Origin of the sequence: Terrabacter sp. C0L_2 (assembly GCF_036352015.1) — a bacterium.
Lineage (GTDB): Bacteria > Actinomycetota > Actinomycetes > Actinomycetales > Dermatophilaceae > Terrabacter > Terrabacter tumescens.
Map to the genome: position 1 here is coordinate 2,208,337 of NZ_CP143557.1, position 15,365 is coordinate 2,223,701.

18 protein-coding genes are annotated in these 15,365 nt (G+C 71.5%); 14 read left to right on the forward strand and 4 right to left on the reverse strand.

Going from position 1 to position 15,365, the window contains the following annotated elements; all coding sequences use genetic code 11:
• Positions 1–94: 94 nt before the first annotated feature.
• The 4 genes from U5C87_RS10195 (at position 95) to U5C87_RS10210 (ending at position 3,117) form a co-directional block, all read left to right on the forward strand.
• A complete protein-coding gene (locus U5C87_RS10195; protein ID WP_330476459.1) occupies positions 95–664 on the forward strand; it encodes a DUF4825 domain-containing protein in 570 nt (189 codons plus the stop codon).
• Positions 665–848: 184 nt separating this feature from the next.
• Positions 849–1,664 (forward strand): amino acid ABC transporter substrate-binding protein, encoded by an 816-nt coding sequence (locus tag U5C87_RS10200; protein ID WP_330476460.1) that lies wholly within the window; start codon positions 849–851, stop codon positions 1,662–1,664.
• Positions 1,661–2,329: an amino acid ABC transporter permease gene (locus U5C87_RS10205; RefSeq protein ID WP_030196566.1), complete on the forward strand. Its 669-nt coding sequence runs from the start codon at positions 1,661–1,663 to the stop codon at positions 2,327–2,329. Before U5C87_RS10200 ends, U5C87_RS10205 begins: the two co-directional genes overlap by 4 nt.
• Positions 2,326–3,117 carry an amino acid ABC transporter ATP-binding protein gene (locus U5C87_RS10210; protein ID WP_330476461.1) on the forward strand — a complete coding sequence of 264 codons (792 nt, stop codon included), beginning with the start codon at positions 2,326–2,328 and terminating at the stop codon, positions 3,115–3,117. Before U5C87_RS10205 ends, U5C87_RS10210 begins: the two co-directional genes overlap by 4 nt.
• A 42-nt stretch (positions 3,118–3,159) precedes the next feature.
• Here the strand turns inward: U5C87_RS10210 and U5C87_RS10215 are convergent, their stop codons facing one another.
• Positions 3,160–3,873, reverse strand: a complete 714-nt coding sequence (locus tag U5C87_RS10215) for an SGNH/GDSL hydrolase family protein (protein WP_330476462.1) — start codon at positions 3,871–3,873, stop codon at positions 3,160–3,162.
• A gap of 80 nt (positions 3,874–3,953) precedes the next feature.
• On the opposite strand from U5C87_RS10215, the gene U5C87_RS10220 reads away from it, so the two are divergent.
• The 3 genes from U5C87_RS10220 to U5C87_RS10230 all read left to right on the forward strand — a co-directional run bounded on the left by U5C87_RS10220 (position 3,954) and on the right by U5C87_RS10230 (position 7,698).
• On the forward strand, positions 3,954–5,132 hold the full coding sequence (locus U5C87_RS10220; RefSeq protein WP_330476463.1) for a cystathionine gamma-synthase: 1,179 nt from the start codon (positions 3,954–3,956) through the stop codon (positions 5,130–5,132).
• Between the two features lie 20 nt (positions 5,133–5,152).
• A complete protein-coding gene (locus U5C87_RS10225) occupies positions 5,153–6,487 on the forward strand; it encodes a glutamate mutase L (protein ID WP_330476464.1) in 1,335 nt (444 codons plus the stop codon).
• 365 nt (positions 6,488–6,852) lie between these two features.
• Entirely contained in the window at positions 6,853–7,698 is an 846-nt protein-coding gene (locus tag U5C87_RS10230; protein WP_330476465.1) for a hypothetical protein, read from the forward strand.
• Between the two features lie 210 nt (positions 7,699–7,908).
• Here U5C87_RS10230 and greA read toward each other — a convergent pair whose 3' ends face one another.
• Complete coding sequence (gene greA / locus U5C87_RS10235; protein ID WP_030196589.1) at positions 7,909–8,394, reverse strand: transcription elongation factor GreA; 486 nt, start codon at positions 8,392–8,394, stop codon at positions 7,909–7,911.
• Positions 8,395–8,590: 196 nt separating this feature from the next.
• Positions 8,591–8,962, reverse strand: a complete 372-nt coding sequence (locus U5C87_RS10240; RefSeq protein WP_330476466.1) for a DUF4307 domain-containing protein — start codon at positions 8,960–8,962, stop codon at positions 8,591–8,593.
• 189 nt (positions 8,963–9,151) lie between these two features.
• Here U5C87_RS10240 and mca point away from each other — a divergent pair, with 189 nt between their 5' ends.
• Together mca and U5C87_RS10250 are read left to right on the forward strand one after the other, a co-directional pair.
• Positions 9,152–10,207, forward strand: a complete 1,056-nt coding sequence (mca, locus tag U5C87_RS10245; protein ID WP_330476467.1) for a mycothiol conjugate amidase Mca — start codon at positions 9,152–9,154, stop codon at positions 10,205–10,207.
• Entirely contained in the window at positions 10,204–10,512 is a 309-nt protein-coding gene (locus U5C87_RS10250) for a hypothetical protein (RefSeq protein ID WP_330476468.1), read from the forward strand. Before mca ends, U5C87_RS10250 begins: the two co-directional genes overlap by 4 nt.
• 85 nt (positions 10,513–10,597) lie before the next feature.
• Here the strand turns inward: U5C87_RS10250 and trhA are convergent, their stop codons facing one another.
• A complete protein-coding gene (trhA, locus tag U5C87_RS10255; RefSeq protein WP_330476469.1) occupies positions 10,598–11,308 on the reverse strand; it encodes a PAQR family membrane homeostasis protein TrhA in 711 nt (236 codons plus the stop codon).
• Positions 11,309–11,464: 156 nt separating this feature from the next.
• Between trhA and U5C87_RS10260 the strand changes: the two genes are divergently transcribed.
• The 5 genes from U5C87_RS10260 to U5C87_RS10280 all read left to right on the forward strand — a co-directional run bounded on the left by U5C87_RS10260 (position 11,465) and on the right by U5C87_RS10280 (position 15,182).
• Positions 11,465–12,256 carry an isoprenyl transferase gene (locus U5C87_RS10260; protein ID WP_443082114.1) on the forward strand — a complete coding sequence of 264 codons (792 nt, stop codon included), beginning with the start codon at positions 11,465–11,467 and terminating at the stop codon, positions 12,254–12,256.
• A 243-nt stretch (positions 12,257–12,499) separates the two neighbouring features.
• Positions 12,500–13,474 (forward strand): WXG100 family type VII secretion target, encoded by a 975-nt coding sequence (locus U5C87_RS10265; RefSeq protein ID WP_330476471.1) that lies wholly within the window; start codon positions 12,500–12,502, stop codon positions 13,472–13,474.
• Between the two features lie 186 nt (positions 13,475–13,660).
• On the forward strand, positions 13,661–14,332 hold the full coding sequence (locus tag U5C87_RS10270) for a hypothetical protein (protein ID WP_330476472.1): 672 nt from the start codon (positions 13,661–13,663) through the stop codon (positions 14,330–14,332).
• The gene (locus U5C87_RS10275; RefSeq protein ID WP_330476473.1) at positions 14,329–14,667 is read left to right on the forward strand and encodes a hypothetical protein; all 339 of its coding nucleotides are present in this window, start codon (positions 14,329–14,331) and stop codon (positions 14,665–14,667) included. Before U5C87_RS10270 ends, U5C87_RS10275 begins: the two co-directional genes overlap by 4 nt.
• Positions 14,664–15,182, forward strand: coding sequence for a hypothetical protein (locus tag U5C87_RS10280; protein WP_330476474.1), 519 nt, complete (start codon positions 14,664–14,666; stop codon positions 15,180–15,182). Before U5C87_RS10275 ends, U5C87_RS10280 begins: the two co-directional genes overlap by 4 nt.
• The last annotated feature ends 183 nt before the right edge of the window (positions 15,183–15,365 follow it).

Below are 15,365 nucleotides of genomic sequence, written 5' to 3' on the forward strand. Positions count from 1 at the left end.
GCGGCCGTCGGCTGTCGGCCGGAACCGGGGGAGGGTGCCGTCCGTCCGTACACCGCAGCGCGCCGGTCCCGGCGCCGTCGAAGGGAGACCTCCCGTGGCCCACCTGACCCGCACCGCCCGCACCGCCCGCACCGCCCGCGCCGCCCGCACCGCCCGCACCGCCCGCACCGCCCGCACCGTCCGTGGCTCCCTCGGTGCCCTCGTGCTCGGCGCCGTCGCGCTGGCCGGCTGCACCACCCCTGACCCGGACGCCTCGAACCCAGGGCCGTCCGCGACGGTCGGGGCAGACGCCCGGGCGCAGGCCCTGTGGGCCCACCGGACGGCATACGTCGGCGACAACTCCAAGGTGATCGCGCTCGTGGGCGACGCGGGCTTCGGTCCCGCGGGCAGCTACGCGCTCTCGCTGTGGACGACGAGGAAGCCGTATGCCGTGACGATCGCCCTGACCGACCCGGCCAAGCCGTTCGAGACGACGGACTTCAGCGCCCCGGCGACCCTCCTGCTCGGCACCGTCACCAATCTCGATGCGGTCCACGTCACCGCGGCCGGCCAGACGTACTCGATGACAGCGGGGGAGGCGAGCACGGCGCTCGGCCACGACGTCAAGACGCTCGGCACCGACCGGGCCGCCCTGGACGAGTACGTGCGCTCGCTCAGGGACTGACGGGCTCGCCCTCACCCCGGCGCGGGGCGTGTCGGCGAGCCCGACACGCCGGGACGGGAATGCCGGCGGCACGGCGGTGGTTGGGACGCGATGGACGACCTCGCCGGATTATGCCCATCCCAAGGTGGGCTTATAGGTTGACGGTCGTCATCATCCCCGACCGATCCACCAGGAAGTGCCCACCATGCGTTCGAGGTCTGTCCTCACCGTCCTGCTCACCACCCTCCTGACCGCCGTCCTCGCGGCGTGCAGCAGCACCGGCGCGAGCGGTGGGTCCGAGCTCCAGGCGGTCAAGGACGCCGGCGTGCTCAAGGTCGGCACCGAGGGCACCTACTCGCCCTTCTCGTTCCACGACCCGAAGACCAACGCCCTGACGGGCTACGACGTCGAGGTCGCCAAAGCCGTCGCCGACAAGCTCGGCGTCAAGGTCGAGTACGTCGAGACGCCGTGGGACTCGATCTTCGCCGGGCTCGCCGCCGACCGCTTCGACGTCGTCGTCAACCAGGTGACGAAGAACCCCGAGCGCGCCGGCCTCTACGGCCTGAGCAGCACCTACACGTGGTCCGAGGGCGTCGTCGCGACCCGCGCCGACGACACGTCGATCACCTCGCTCGCCGCCCTCAAGGGCAAGAAGTCCGCGCAGAGCCTGACGAGCAACTGGACCAAGGTCGCCAAGGACGCCGGCGCCGAGGTCGAGTCCGTCGAGGGCTTCACGCAGGCCATCACGCTGCTCAAGCAGTCGCGCGTCGACGCGACCGTCAACGACAGCCTCGCCGTGCTCGACTACCTCAAGTCCACCGGTGACCAGGGCGTCAAGATCGCAGCCAAGACCGGTGACGTCTCCGAGCAGGTCGTCGCGACCCGCAAGGACTCCGACCTCGTCGCCGCCATCGACAAGGCGCTCGCCGACCTCAAGGCGGACGGCACGCTGGCGAAGATCTCGCAGAAGTACTTCTCGGCCGACGTCTCGAAGCAGCCGGCTGCCGCCTCCGCCTCGTGAACGACCAGACGATCGCGCTGATCCTCGACTCGCTGGGCCCGCTGCTGCGGGCCACGGTGACCTCGACGATCCCGCTGACGCTGATCAGCTTCGTCCTCGGGCTGGTCCTCGCGCTCGGCGTCGCCCTGATGCGGCTGTCGTCGGTGCGCGTGGTCTCGGCGCTGGCGCGGCTCTACATCTCGGTCATCCGCGGCACGCCCCTGCTGCTCCAGCTCTTCATCATCTACTACGGTCTCCCCGCCCTCGGGGTGCGCTTCGACCCCTTCCCGGCGGCGATCCTCGCCTTCACGCTCAACGTCGGCGGCTATGCGGCCGAGGTGATCCGGTCGGCGATCCTGTCGGTGCCCAAGGGGCAGTGGGAGGCCGCCTCGACGGTCGGCATGGGCTACGTCACGACGCTGCGCAGGGTCGTCCTGCCGCAGGCCGCGCGGACCGCGATCCCGCCGCTGTCCAACACCCTCATCTCCCTCGTCAAGGACACCTCGCTCGCCTCGACCATCCAGGTCACCGAGCTGCTCCGCGTGGCCCAGGAGGCCGCGGCACCGACGTACCAGTTCTTCGCGCTCTACGGCGTCGCCGCCGTCTACTACTGGGTCGTCTGCCTCGCGCTCTCCTTCGGACAGTCCCGCCTCGAGGAACGACAGAACAGGTACGTCGCAGCATGACCGAGACCCCGAAAACCACTGCCCCGCAGACCGGTCCGCTGGTGTCGGTGTCCGGCCTTGCGAAGTCCTTCGGTGACCACGAGGTCCTCCGGTCCATCGACTTCGAGGTCATGCCCGGGAGCGTCACCGTCCTCATCGGACCGTCCGGCTCGGGCAAGACGACGGTGCTGCGGTCGCTCAACGCCCTGGACGTCGCGGACGCCGGCGTCGTGCGCATCGGGGACGTCGAGGTCGACTTCGCCCGGCGCCCGGTCACGAAGCGGCAGGTCGCCGACCTGCGCGCCCAGAGCGGCATGGTCTTCCAGTCGCACCACCTCTTCCCGCACCTGACGGTGCTCGAGAACGTCACGGCCGGACCGGTGCTCGCCCAGCGCCGCGACCGGGCCGAGGCCGTCGCCGAGGCGAAGGAGCTGCTCCGGCTCGTCGGGCTCGAGGAGAAGGCAGGCGCCTACCCCTACCAGCTCTCGGGCGGTCAGCAGCAGCGCGTCGGCATCGCCCGCGCGCTCGCGATCCGCCCCAAGCTGATGCTCTTCGACGAGCCGACGTCGGCGCTCGACCCCGAGCTCGTCGGCGAGGTGCTCCTCGTCATGAAAGACCTTGCAGCACAGGGGTGGACGATGGTCGTGGTCACGCACGAGATCCGCTTCGCCCAGCAGGTCGCCGACCAGGTGCTCTTCATGGACGGCGGCGTCATCGTCGAGCGTGGCACGCCCGAAGAGGTGCTGACCCGGCCGAGCACCGAGCGCGCTCGCCAGTTCCTCCACCGCATCCTCGACCCGCTCGACTGACCCGCGCTGACGCGCACCGAGGGCGTATGCCGTGTGGTGCGCTCAGCCGACCAGGCCGGCCGCGTCGACGGCGCGCTCCACGACCCCCGCCATCTCGGCGTAGCCCCGGTCGTTGGGGTGGAACTTGTCCGAGGCCAAGCGCCCGCGCCACGAGCGCGGACCGTCACGCCGCATGTCGACGAGGACGAGGCTGCCTGCGTCGGCCCGCTCGCGGAGCATCGCGTCGACGGCGCGTGCCTCGCGGTGCGGGTTGGGCAGGTTGGAGACCAGGGCGCCGTGCGGCAGCCGGTCGAGCAGCTCGCCGAACCGCTCGACGAGACCCCGCCGGTGCCGGCGCACGACGACGTCGTTCGAGCCGATGACCACCGTGACGAGCGCAGCGGGAGCGGCGCCGGCGGTGAGCGACTCGAGCGCCGGCAGCTGTCGGTCGAGCACGTCCTCGACCCGGGCGCCGTTGACCCCGAGGTTGACCAGGCGGTGGTCCCACCCGCGCGCTGCGAGGCGCCCGCTCAGCTGCCCGACCCAGCCGCGGTCGGGCGCGCTCGCGCCGATGCCCTGCGTCATCGAGTCGCCGAGCGCCACCCACAGGGGCCCGCCACCCGCAGCGGCCACGCGGTTGTGGGACTCCCACCACACGGCATACGGAAGCACCTGCTCCTGGACCGCGCGGATGCCGGGGAACGTGGCCGACAGCGCCGAGAGCACGGGGCCGCGCGGCCGCACGCTGCGGTTGCTGTAGTCGAAGTCCAGGGCCACGTCGGCAGCATCTCAGACGAGCGTCGGGCGCGGCTCGGGTCGTTGGGGGCGGTCCCCGCCCAGGGCATAGGCTCGGACCCATGTCTGACGAGCACGGCTTCTCCACACGCGCCATCCACGCCGGCCAGGAGGCCGACGAGCTCACCGGAGCGGTGGTGCCCCCGATCTACCAGGTGTCGACCTACAAGCAGGACGGCATCGGCGGCTTCCGCAACGGCTACGAGTACAGCCGGTCGGCCAACCCGACCCGCAACGCGCTCGAGGAGTGCATCGCGGCGCTCGAGGGCGGCAGCCGCGGCTTCGCCTTCGCGTCCGGCCTCGCCGGCCAGGACACCGTGGCCCGGGCGCTGCTCGTGCCGGGCGACCACGTCGTCGTGCCCAACGACGCCTACGGCGGCACGTACCGCTACTTCAACAAGGTGGCCAAGCCGCAGGGCGTCGAGCACTCCATCGCCGACATGGGCGACGTCGAGGCCGTCCGCGCCGCGATCCGCCCGGGGCAGACGAAGATGGTCTGGGTCGAGACGCCGACCAACCCGCTGCTCGGCATCGCCGACATCGAGGCCATCGCAGCGGTCGCGCACGAGGCCGGTGCGGTGCTCGTCGTCGACAACACCTTCGCCACCGCCTACCTGCAGAGCCCGCTCGCGCTCGGCGCCGACATCGTCACGCACTCGACGACGAAGTACTCCGGCGGTCACAGCGACGTCGTGGGCGGCGCCGTCGTGACGGCCAAGACCATCACGGTCCCGGGCTACGCGGACGCCGAGGAGCGGATCGCCTTCCACCAGAACAGCATCGGCGGCGTCGCCGGGCCGTTCGACTCGTGGCTGACGCTGCGCGGGCTCAAGACGCTCGCCATCCGCATGGAGCGGCACTGCGACAACGCCGAGAAGGTCGTCGAGTTCCTCGAGGGCCACGACGGCGTCTCGCAGGTGCTCTACCCGGGGCTGCCCGGGCACGCCAACCACGACGTCGCCGCGCGCCAGATGAAGCGCTTCGGCGGCATGGTCAGCTTCCGCATGCGACGCGGCGAGGACGCCGCCGTCAAGACGTGCGCGGCCGTCAGCCTCTGGACCCTCGGCGAGTCCCTCGGCGGCGTCGAGTCGCTCATCGAGCACCCGGGCCGCATGACGCACGCGAGCGTCGCTGGCACCGAGCTCGAGGTGCCCAGCGACCTCATCCGGCTCTCGGTCGGCATCGAGGACGTCGACGACCTCATCGCCGACCTGCGCGAGGCGCTCGACATCCACGGCTGAGGCCCTCCCTCCGGCTGACCATGACGATCCTCGCCGTCGACTTCGGGTCGACCTTCACCAAGGGCGCCCTCATCGGCGACGACGGCGCCGTGCTCGGCACGGCGTCGACGCCGACGACGGGCACCCAGGGGCGCGGCGACATCCTCGACGGCTACCGGACGTTGCGGTCCGCGCTCGAGGTCCCGAACGACGCTGTCGTGCGGGCCTGCTCGAGCGCTGGCGGCGGGTTGCGGCTCGCGGTCGTCGGCTACGAGCGCACCGTCACAGCCCAGGCCGGGCACCGCGTGGGCCTCTCGGCGGGGGCCAAGGTCGTCCACGTGGCGGCGGGGGAGCTGACGACCGCCGACGTCGCGGCCGTCCGCGCCGCGCGCCCCGACCTGGTCCTGCTCGTGGGCGGCACCGACGGCGGCAACCGCAACGTCCTGCTGCACAACGCCGCCCGGTTGGCCAAGGGCGCCATCGGGGGTCACGGTGCGCACGCTGTGCCGATCGTCGTCGCCGGCAACGTCGATGCCCGCGACGAGGCGGCGGCGTTGCTCGCGGCGACCGGCCGGCCGACCGTCCTTGCCGACAACGTGCTGCCGCAGATCGGCGTCATCGCGCCGGAGTCGGCCCGGGCCGCGATCCGAGAGGCGTTCCTGCGGCACGTCATCGGCGGCAAGGGGCTGTCCCGCGACCCGGCGTTCGCCGCGATGGTCGAGGCGGCGACCCCCGACGTCGTCCTGCGCGGCGTGGAGGTGCTCGCCTCGGTGACCGACGGCGACGTCATGGTCGTCGACGTCGGCGGCGCGACGACGGACGTCTACTCGTGCCTGACCCCCGAGGGCGAGGACGCCGTCCTGCGCAAGGACGTCGTCGCGCCGCTCTGGCACGCCCGCACCGTCGAGGGCGACCTCGGCATGCGGTGGAACGCCGAGCACGTCCTCGAGGCGGCGGAGTCCGAGCACCTGCTCGCCTCGGTGCCCGACCCCGACGCGCTGAGGGCGTATGCAGCCCGCGTCCACGAGCGGCCCGCCTCGCTGCCGGTCGACGACGTCGAGCGGTCCCACGACCTCGAGCTGGCCCGGCTCGCGGCGCTCGTCGCGGTGCGGCGTCACGCCCGCCCCCCGCAGCCCACCGAGTCGGCGCGGCCGCTCGCCAACGTCGTGGCCCTCGTCGGCTCCGGGGGAGTGCTGCGGCACAGCGACGATGTCGGTCGGGACCACGTGCTCGGGGCCGTCCTCGCCGACCACGCGGGCGGCTGGAAGGTGCCCCGCGCGGCCCGCGCGACGGTCGACACGGCATACCTCTTCTTCGCCATCGGCCTCCTCGCCGACACCCCCGACCTGGCCCAAACCCTCGCCCACTCCCTCTAACCGTCGAAAGGCCAAAGTTCGCGGGTCCTCACCCGTCGAAAGGCCAAAGTTCGTGGGTCTCCGCTCCTCGAGAGGCCAAAGTTCGTGGGTCTCCGCTCGTCGAGAGGCCAAAGTCCGTGACCTGTCTGGGCGTTGTCCACATCCCTATGCCGGGGCACGGCGTGACCCACAGGCTCGTCAAGCGCATGGCGCACCGTGCTTGCAGGCGGAAGCGTCGGCCCATGGAATCCCAGGCACTCCCGCCCGACCTGCTCCTGCGGCCGTTCCGCACGCAGGACGCCCTCGCGAGAGGAGTGACGCCCTCCCGTCTCAGGGCGGGTGACCTCTGGACACCCACGCCTGGTGTCAGGACCGCCGAGATCCCGATGAACCTGCGCGAGCGGGCAGCTGCATTCGCCGCCGTGGCGCCGCAGGAGTTCGCTTTCGCCCACGCTACGGCCGCTCGGCTCCTCGGCATCCCGTTGCCGTATGCGTTGGAGGAGGACCCGGACATCCACATCGTCACGTGCACCGCCGCCAACCGCATTCGACGCGGCGAGGTGCGGGGTCACCGCGGGTTGGAGTCGCGCGGCGTGGTCGAGGTGAACGGTCTGCCCGTCGTGGGGCCTGCCGACACCTGGGTGGACCTGGGGGAGTACGTCGGCGCTGGGCTGCCCGTGGGGCTGGACGACCTGATCGTGGCGGGGGATGCGGCGGCAAATCTCCTCGGCGAGCTCGCTCCGCTCAAGAGGGCCATCGAGTCCAGAGTCAGGCCCCGCGGGAAGGTGACCCTGACGTTTGCGCTCCCGCGTGTCCGGATGGGCTCATGGTCACCCATGGAAACCCGCAGTCGTCTCATGGTCATGAGGGCCGGGCTGCCCGAGCCGAAGCTCAATGCGCCTGTTGTGAGCCGTTCGGGCGACTGGCTCGGTTTCGGCGACCTGGTCTGGGAGGAGCAACGTGTCGTCGGCGAGTTCCTCGGCGTCGAGTTCCACACCCGACTGCGGGATCGCGTCCACGACGGCCTTCGACGCGATCGCGTCGAGCGAGGCGACTGGGCCGTCGTCGAGATCGTCTCGGCCGACGTCTTCGAGCACGACGCCCGTGCTGCGAAGCTGCGAGAGCTCGCAGGTTTTCTCGGGGTCAACGCCCATCTGCTCGATGTCATGTCCGCTGCGCCGCAGTTCTTCGCACCCGCGCAGTTCGCTAGGCCTCGTCGTCGACGGTCCTAGCGGGTGCGCACTTGCAACCTTGGCCACTCGACGGTGGAGGACCCGCAGACATTGGCCACTCGACGGTGGAGGACCCGCAAATATTGGCCACTCGACGGTGGGGACCCGCAAACATTGGCCACTCGACGGTTGAGGGTGGGGGAGGGTAGGCGAACGGGCCGGGTCCCCCTTTTGGGGAACCGGCCCGTTCGGGTCAGGTGGGTGTGGCGGTCAGCCGGTGTAGGGCTTCGCGGCCAGGATCTTGACCCCGATGGTCTTGCCGTTCGGGGCCTCGTAGCTCGTGCTGTCACCGACGCTCTTGCCGTTGATGGCAGCGCCCATGGCCGACTTCTCGGAGAAGACCTGCAGGTCGGAGCCGTCGGCGATCTCGCGGTTGCCGAGCAGGAAGGTCTCCTCGTCGCCGAAGATCTCGACCGTCACGAGCATGCCGGGCTCGACGACACCGTCGTCGGGGGGCGTCTCGCCGATCGTCGCGTTCTGGAGCAGCTCGGTGAGCTGGCGGATGCGGGCCTCCATCTTGCCCTGCTCCTCGCGGGCGGCGTGGTAGCCGCCGTTCTCCTTGAGGTCGCCCTCCTCGCGGGCCTCCTCGATCTTGCGCGCGATCTCGAGGCGACCTTCGCCCGTGAGCTGGTCCAGCTCCGCCTTGAGGCGGTCATGGGCCTCCTGGGTCAGGAAGCCAGCGGCAGTCTCGGTCACGGTTGTCACTCCTTGGATGAACAGCGCCCACGCGGTGCTCGCGTGGGCGCCTGCACAAAAGAAAGGGCCCGAACGGGGTTGTCGACAACGCATGTGCCGGTCGGCGACGGGTCCGGACCCTGGATGAAGCATTCAGGATAACAAAATGAGTAGCAAAGATGCAGTTCACGCCGCATTCGGCCGCGTTTCCCGCCGCTCAGGAGCAGGTCTTGACCTGCCCCGTCACGGCCCGCGACGTCGTGCGCAGCATCGCCGACTCGGTCGTGGTCTCCTCGGCGCTCGCCGCCACCTGGACGGTGCTCGTGCCGACGGGGGCGAAGTCGCGCGCCAGGGCCTCGATCGTGCACGTCATGGCCCGGCCGCCCGGTCGGGTGACCTCGAAGTCGACACGCACCTGCTGGTCGCTGACCACCTTGTAGCCGAGCGTCTGCCAGCTCGGCTGGCCCAGCGTCGACGACAGCCCGAACCAGATGGCGAGGCCGACGCCCGCGAGGATGCCGACCGTGCCGACGATCCACCACTTCAGCTGGCCGGGAGCGGGGCGGGGCAGGGTCTGGCGGGACGGCATACGAGGTCCTGGCGGTTCGAGCCCGTGCATGGTGGGGCGCGGGGGAGTGAGAGGATGGAGAGCGGGTCCAGTGTCTCCCATGACGCAGCGGGAGCCGCACCGACCCGGGCGCCGGGAGGCACGACGAGCACGATCAGCACGACGAGCCACCCGCACCCCCACCGACACTGCAGACGAACAGGGAGCCACGTGGCCGAGGGCATGCGTTTGATGGCGGTGCACGCGCACCCCGACGACGAGTCGAGCAAGGGCGCCGCGACGACGGCCAAGTACGTCGCCGACGGTGCGTCCGTCATGGTCGTCTCGTGCACGGGCGGTGAGCGCGGCGACATCCTCAACGAGAAGCTCAAGGGTGACCCGCACATCCTGCGCGACATCGCGCAGGTGCGGCGTGACGAGATGAAGGCCGCGCAGGACGTGCTCGGGTGCGAGCACACGTGGCTCGGCTTCGTCGACTCCGGCCTGCCCGAGGGCGACCCGCTGCCGCCGCTGCCCGACGGCTGCTTCGCGCTCGAGGACATCGACGTCACCACCGAGGCGCTCGTGCGGGTCATCCGCACGTGGCGTCCGCACGTCATGACGACGTACGACGAGAAGGGTGGCTACCCCCACCCCGACCACATCATGTGCCACACGGTGTCGATGGCGGCCTTCGAGGCAGCCGGCGACCCGACCCGCTACCCGCACGCCGGCGAGCCGTGGCAGCCGCTCAAGATCTACTACAACGGCGGATGGTCGAAGGTGCGCCTCGAGGCGATCCACGACGCCATGCTCGCCGAGGGACTCGAGAGCCCGTATGCCGAGTGGCTGGCCAACTGGAAGCCGCGCCGTTCGGGGCGCCCGACCACGACGATCGCGTGCGGTGAGCACTTCGAGACGCGTGACCGCGCGCTCCTGGCGCACGCCACGCAGGTCGACCCGGACGGCTTCTGGTTCCAGGTGCCGCTCGAGATCCAGCGGCGCGTCTGGGGCGTCGAGGAGTTCGAGGCGGCCCTGTCGTACGTGCCCATCGCGGACGGCGAGGACGACCTCTTCGCCGGCCTCGGCAGCCCGGCAGAGGCCGACGCGCTCGCGACCCGCACCGACCTCACGCTCGTCCACGACGGCCGCATCACCGAGGAGCCCGAGCCCGAGCTCGAGGAGGGCGAGAAGGAGCACGGTCGCGCCCGCGGCGACAGCTCCGAGACGCACGCCGACGAGGACGACAGCGAGCGCGACTCGACGACGGCAGGCACCACCCGATGAGCGGCGGCGGCAACCTCCCGGTCGGTCCCGGCATCTGGGGCTTCATCGCCTTCTTCGTGCTGGCGCTCGCCCTGTGGTTCCTCGTGCGCAACATGAACAGCCGTCTGCGCCGGATGGCCTACCGCGACCGCGACCGCGCCGAGGAGTTCGCGGCGAACGCCGAGGTCGACGGCTCGAGGCGCGTCGGTGCCGACGCGGTCACGCCGGCCGATCAGAGCGCCGCGCCGACCACCCCGGGCGAGCCCGACAGCCCGGCCGAGCCCGGCGACGACCCCGACGCCCGCGGCAAGGCCCCGCGTCCCTGAGACCCGGGCACACGGCATACGCCGTCTAAGGACGACGAACGCCCCGGCAGATCCTGCCGGGGCGTTCGTCATGTCACGCGGATGCTCAGGTGGCGGCCTGGTAGCCGATCACGGCGAGCATCACCGCGGTGAAGTGCGTCAGGAAGCCGCCGAGCGTGAAGGCGTGAAAGACCTCGTGGAAGCCGAACCAGCGCGGCCACGGGTTGGGCCGCTTCGTGCCATAGACGATGCCGCCGGCGGTGTAGAGCAGGCCGCCGAGGCCGATGAGCGAGCCGATGAGCGGACCGCCCTGGCGCCAGAACGGCACGACGTAGAAGACCGCGGCCCAGCCGAGCGCGAGGTAGAGCGCCGTGTAGAGCCAGCGCGGCGCGCTGACCCAGAAGACCCGGAACAGCACGCCCGCAACGGCAGCGCCCCAGATCACCGAGAGGAGCACCCGCGCCTGGTCGGTGGGCAGCAGCGTCACCGCGAACGGCGTGTAGGTGCCGGCGATGATGAGGTAGATGTTCGAGTGGTCGAAGCGCTTGAGCAGGACCGACATCTTCGGGCCCCAGGTGCCGCGGTGGTAGACCGCCGAGACGCCGAAGAGCAGGGCCGCGCTGATCGTGAAGACGATCGAGGCGGTGCGCACGGCTCCGGGGTCGGACAGGAGCACGAGGACCAGGCCGCCGATGACGGCGACGGGGAACATCGCGAGGTGCAGCCAGCCGCGGAGGCGGGGCTTGACGACCGCGACGAGGTCGGCGACCGGAGCGCTCGACGTGGCCTGCGGGGCTGGCTCGGGAGTGGTGCTCATGTCGCCGAGTGTAACCTACGCAACCGTAGGTTACGGAAGCGTAGGTAGTCGTCGGTCCGACCTGCGGCCGACCTCCGGCCGACCTCCGCGGACGCGCGAGGGGCGGGGGGTACGGTGGGACCGCGGCTCTCCCGGGCTGCCCAGACCTGACCGGCGATGACACGAGCGAGTCGACGAGGAGGCCCCGTGGGGTGGCGCGATGTGGTCTACGGCGCATATGAGCGTCGAGTCCTCAAGGACCTCCCCAAGGAGGCGCTCCCGCGCCACGTGGCCGTCATGCTCGACGGCAACCGCCGCTGGGCGCGCGCCCGCGGGGCGGGCACGGCGAGTGGCCACCAGGCCGGCGCCGACAAGATCGAGGAGCTGCTCGAGTGGTGCCGTGACGCCGGCGTCGAGTACGTCACGCTCTGGCTCCTCTCCACCGACAACCTGCGCCGCGCCGAGGAAGAGCTCGCCCCGCTCCTGAAGATCATCGAGACCGCGGTTGCCGACCTCGCCGACTCCGGCAACTGGCAGCTGAAGATCGTCGGCGCCCTCGACCTGCTCCCGCCCGACACCGCCGCGAGCCTGAGCGCCTCAGCGGAGCGCACCAAGGACGTCGACGGCATGACGGTCAACGTCGCCGTCGGCTACGGCGGTCGCCGCGAGATCGCCGACGCCGTGCGTGACCTGCTGCTCGCCCGGGCCGCCGAGGGCGAGACCATCGAGCAGATCGCCGCCGAGCTCACGGTCGAGGACATCGCCGAGCACCTCTACACCAAGGGCCAGCCCGACCCCGACCTCGTCATCCGCACGTCCGGCGAGCAGCGCCTGGGCGGCTTCCTGCTCTGGCAGAGTGCGACGTCGGAGTTCTACTTCTGCGAGGCGTACTGGCCCGACTTCCGCCACGTCGACTTCCTCCGCGCCCTGAGGGCGTATGCCGGCCGGCACCGTCGGTTCGGCGGGTGACCGTGGACGAGGGCTGAGTGACGGCTTGGTGGACCGAGGGGGCTGAGCGGCCCGAGCGGGCCGAGCGGACACCGGGGAGTGCTCCCCATTGTCCGGCTTGGCCCGGTTGCGTAGGTTGCGGGTGGGCCGAGACGCCCGGGCCCGCACCGGCCCGACCAGCACCGACCAGCGCCCACCAGCACTGAGCAGCACAGACCGGGCCGGACTTTCGACAGCGGCGACGACATCAGGGGAGTACGACAGATGGCGATCTACAAGAAGGGTGCCGATCCGGTGGCCCTGCGGGCCTCGGCCGAGCGGATCACGGGCCACGCGCGCGAGTGCGAGACCGTCAAGAGCGACGCGAGCCGTGCGGTCCACGCTCTGAAGGGCCAGTGGGGCGGCCCCGACCTCGACCACCTGATGAACCGCTGGCCCCCGGTGGAGGCCCAGCTGACGCAGTTCGGGACCGACCTCGGCAAGCTGGCCGAGGCGCTGCGCCGCAACGCGGGCGCCCAGGACACGACGAGCGGTCAGGGCGCCGGCGGCAGCGGTGGCCCCGGAGGAGCCGGCGGCAACGGCGGTCCCGGTGGCGGAGGCGGCAAGGGCATCCCCGGCTACGACCTCCTCAAGTCGATCTGGAGCCCGATCAAGGGGCTCGGCACCGCCGTGGGCCTGCTCGGCACGAGCATGAAGATCAGGAACTTCCTGTCCAACCTCGGCAGCTGGGACAGCACGACCGGGTTGTTCGCCAACCTCAAGAACGCGTGGAAGACCGGCCGGCTGGCCGAGTTCGGCGAGGCGCTGGCGCCGAAGAACTGGGGCTCGCTGTCCCGCTTCCTGCCGTCCCTGGCGGAGGGCGGGGCGCTGGCCCGCACCCTGGGCACCGTGGGCAAGGCGCTCGGCCCGATCGGGGTCGCGTTCGGTGGCTTCACGGTCGCCAACGACATCTCGGAGGGCAACTACGGCCGGGCCGGCTACGACTCGGTGATGACCGGACTCGGGGCCGCGGCCCTGCTGACGCCGCCTCCGGTCGACGTCGTGTGCGGCATCGCCGCCGGCGGCATGGCCGTGGGGCAGCTCGTCTACGACAACTGGGACACGATCACCGACTTCACCTCGGACGCCGCCGACGCCGTCGGTGACTTCACGTCCGACGCGGTCGACGCGGTCGGTGACTTCGCCTCCGGCGCCGCTGACACCCTGGGCGACGTCGCCGACGCCGCGTGGCCCTTCTGACCCGGACCGTCGACCCAGGATCCTGACGGGCGCCGGCTGCCCGGGAGGCGAGATTCCGCGCCGCCCGGCATCGTTGGGACCAGGACCTGAGACCGTGAACCGCCCAACCGCAACACCGCCGACCACGAACGACCGACCGTGAACGACCGACCGTGAACGACCGACCGTGAACGACCGAGGAGAACCATGGCTGACCCGATGAAGGGCACCCCGCTCGAGGGCTTCGAGCTGCCCGACGACGTCTTCGGGCTGGGGGCCGCCGAGCTCGCCTACCTGATGGCCCGCCACGAGACGCCCGCCGGCGAGCGCTCGCGCCGCCTGCTCATGCTCGACCCGCACTCGGCCGACGACGCCGCGCTGCTCGCCGGGGCCTCCAGCCTCGCGTCCCGGGGCTGGCTCACCGTGACCGACGACGGCGAGGCGCAGACCCGGTCCAACGCCGCCCTCGTCGAGTACGCCGTGGGCGCGGCCACCCGCTGGACCCGCGTGGGGCTCGTCGGTGAGAACGCCAGCCAGATGGACTTTGCGATCCTCGTCGAGTCCGACACCGTCATCGCGCTCATGCAGCCGCGCCAGCTCGCCTCGTGGTTCATCCGCCTCGGCGAGCGCAACGGCGAGACCGGCGCCCTCGTGACCGGGCTCGTGCGCGAGCGCTTCGCCGCCAACCCCGAGTCCGGTGTCTTCCTCGAGGTGCAGACGCTCGAGGGCAGCTCCAACCTCGCTGTCCGGCGGTCGGGTTCGGGCTTCGAGGCCCTGGCCGACGTGGCCGGCCCCGGCACCGGTACCGGCGGGATCGTCGACGCCGAGGGTCTGCAGGCCGCGGTCTCGGCTCTCTACACCGAGGTGGTCAGCGCATGAGCGCCCCGACTCCCCGCGCCACGGGACCGGCCGGCGCGACACCGCCCAAGGAGCCCTTCTCCTACGTCAGCCAGCAGCGTGGGCTGCTGACGCTGAAGATCCGCGAACCGGCGCTCATGTTCGTCTTCTTCCTCGCCTTCGCCGTCCTCGGCGTCGTCTTCTTCTTCATGGTCAAGAAGGGCGCCGACCAGGGCGCCGAGGGAGCCATGGGCGTGGCCTACCTCATCCTCGCCATCTTCGCGGGGCTGGGCGTCGTCGGGATGGCCATCGCGGCCGTCCGCTGGCGCTGGAAGCGCGAGTACGTCCGCGTCATGGGTCGCTCGCCCTGGGCGTGAGCAGCGACCCGCCGCCGTACGCCTGGCTCGAAGACCCCACCCGGCCGCTCGGCCCGGTGGGGGTCCGCACGACCGTGGTGCTGGGCGCCGTGCTCGGCGGCGTCGGCCTGTTCTCGTTGGCGTATGCCGTGTTCGGCGGTCCGGACGCGAAAGTGGCCCGGTCGGTGGCCGGCTTCGCGTTCGTCGTCATCGGGGCCGTGGTCGTCCGCATGGGCGTGGCGCGGCGGGCGTGGCGGCGGCGTCACCCCGGCGTGGACCCGCTCGAGGCCGCGGCGGCCGCCGGTGGCGACGTCGGGGACGCGTTCGGCGGCGACTCGCGGGTGGCCAGCGTCGGGCGCTGGGTGCTCGTGGTGGTGTGCGCCGCCGTCACGCTCGTCATGGTGCTGGCGCTGCGGCGCGCGGTCACGGGGGAGACGCCCACGGGCGCCGGCGCCATGGTCGTCATCGTGCTGCTCGGCGCCTTCTCGGCGCTCGTCGGCGTGGCTGCGCTCGTCGCGGGGTCGCGACGGCGCTGAGCCCGACGACACGGGTCGCTGCCGGCTCGGCGCCGCCCCGACGCCGTGCGGCGTCCGGAGCGTTATGCCCGTGTGAACACTCGGGCGACACGACGACACGACGGCGTTCAATCCCCGCCACTGTCACCCCCGAGTCGTACCGTCGATCCAACGGCCGACACCCGTCGGACGTTGCCAGGAGGC

What these genes read in the sequence shown, in the direction of transcription:
- U5C87_RS10220 (WP_330476463.1), top strand. Translation starts at nt 3,954, where the DNA reads ATGTCTGACGAGCACGGCTTCTCCACACGCGCCATCCACGCCGGCCAG.
- U5C87_RS10265 (WP_330476471.1), top strand. Translation starts at nt 12,500, where the DNA reads ATGGCGATCTACAAGAAGGGTGCCGATCCGGTGGCCCTGCGGGCCTCG.
- U5C87_RS10225 (WP_330476464.1), top strand. Translation starts at nt 5,153, where the DNA reads ATGACGATCCTCGCCGTCGACTTCGGGTCGACCTTCACCAAGGGCGCC.
- U5C87_RS10275 (WP_330476473.1), top strand. Translation starts at nt 14,329, where the DNA reads ATGAGCGCCCCGACTCCCCGCGCCACGGGACCGGCCGGCGCGACACCG.
- U5C87_RS10240 (WP_330476466.1), bottom strand. Translation starts at nt 8,962, where the DNA reads ATGCCGTCCCGCCAGACCCTGCCCCGCCCCGCTCCCGGCCAGCTGAAG.
- U5C87_RS10260 (WP_443082114.1), top strand. Translation starts at nt 11,465, where the DNA reads ATGACACGAGCGAGTCGACGAGGAGGCCCCGTGGGGTGGCGCGATGTG.
- U5C87_RS10200 (WP_330476460.1), top strand. Translation starts at nt 849, where the DNA reads ATGCGTTCGAGGTCTGTCCTCACCGTCCTGCTCACCACCCTCCTGACC.
- trhA (WP_330476469.1), bottom strand. Translation starts at nt 11,308, where the DNA reads ATGAGCACCACTCCCGAGCCAGCCCCGCAGGCCACGTCGAGCGCTCCG.
- U5C87_RS10250 (WP_330476468.1), top strand. Translation starts at nt 10,204, where the DNA reads ATGAGCGGCGGCGGCAACCTCCCGGTCGGTCCCGGCATCTGGGGCTTC.
- U5C87_RS10230 (WP_330476465.1), top strand. Translation starts at nt 6,853, where the DNA reads ATGAACCTGCGCGAGCGGGCAGCTGCATTCGCCGCCGTGGCGCCGCAG.
- U5C87_RS10270 (WP_330476472.1), top strand. Translation starts at nt 13,661, where the DNA reads ATGGCTGACCCGATGAAGGGCACCCCGCTCGAGGGCTTCGAGCTGCCC.
- U5C87_RS10210 (WP_330476461.1), top strand. Translation starts at nt 2,326, where the DNA reads ATGACCGAGACCCCGAAAACCACTGCCCCGCAGACCGGTCCGCTGGTG.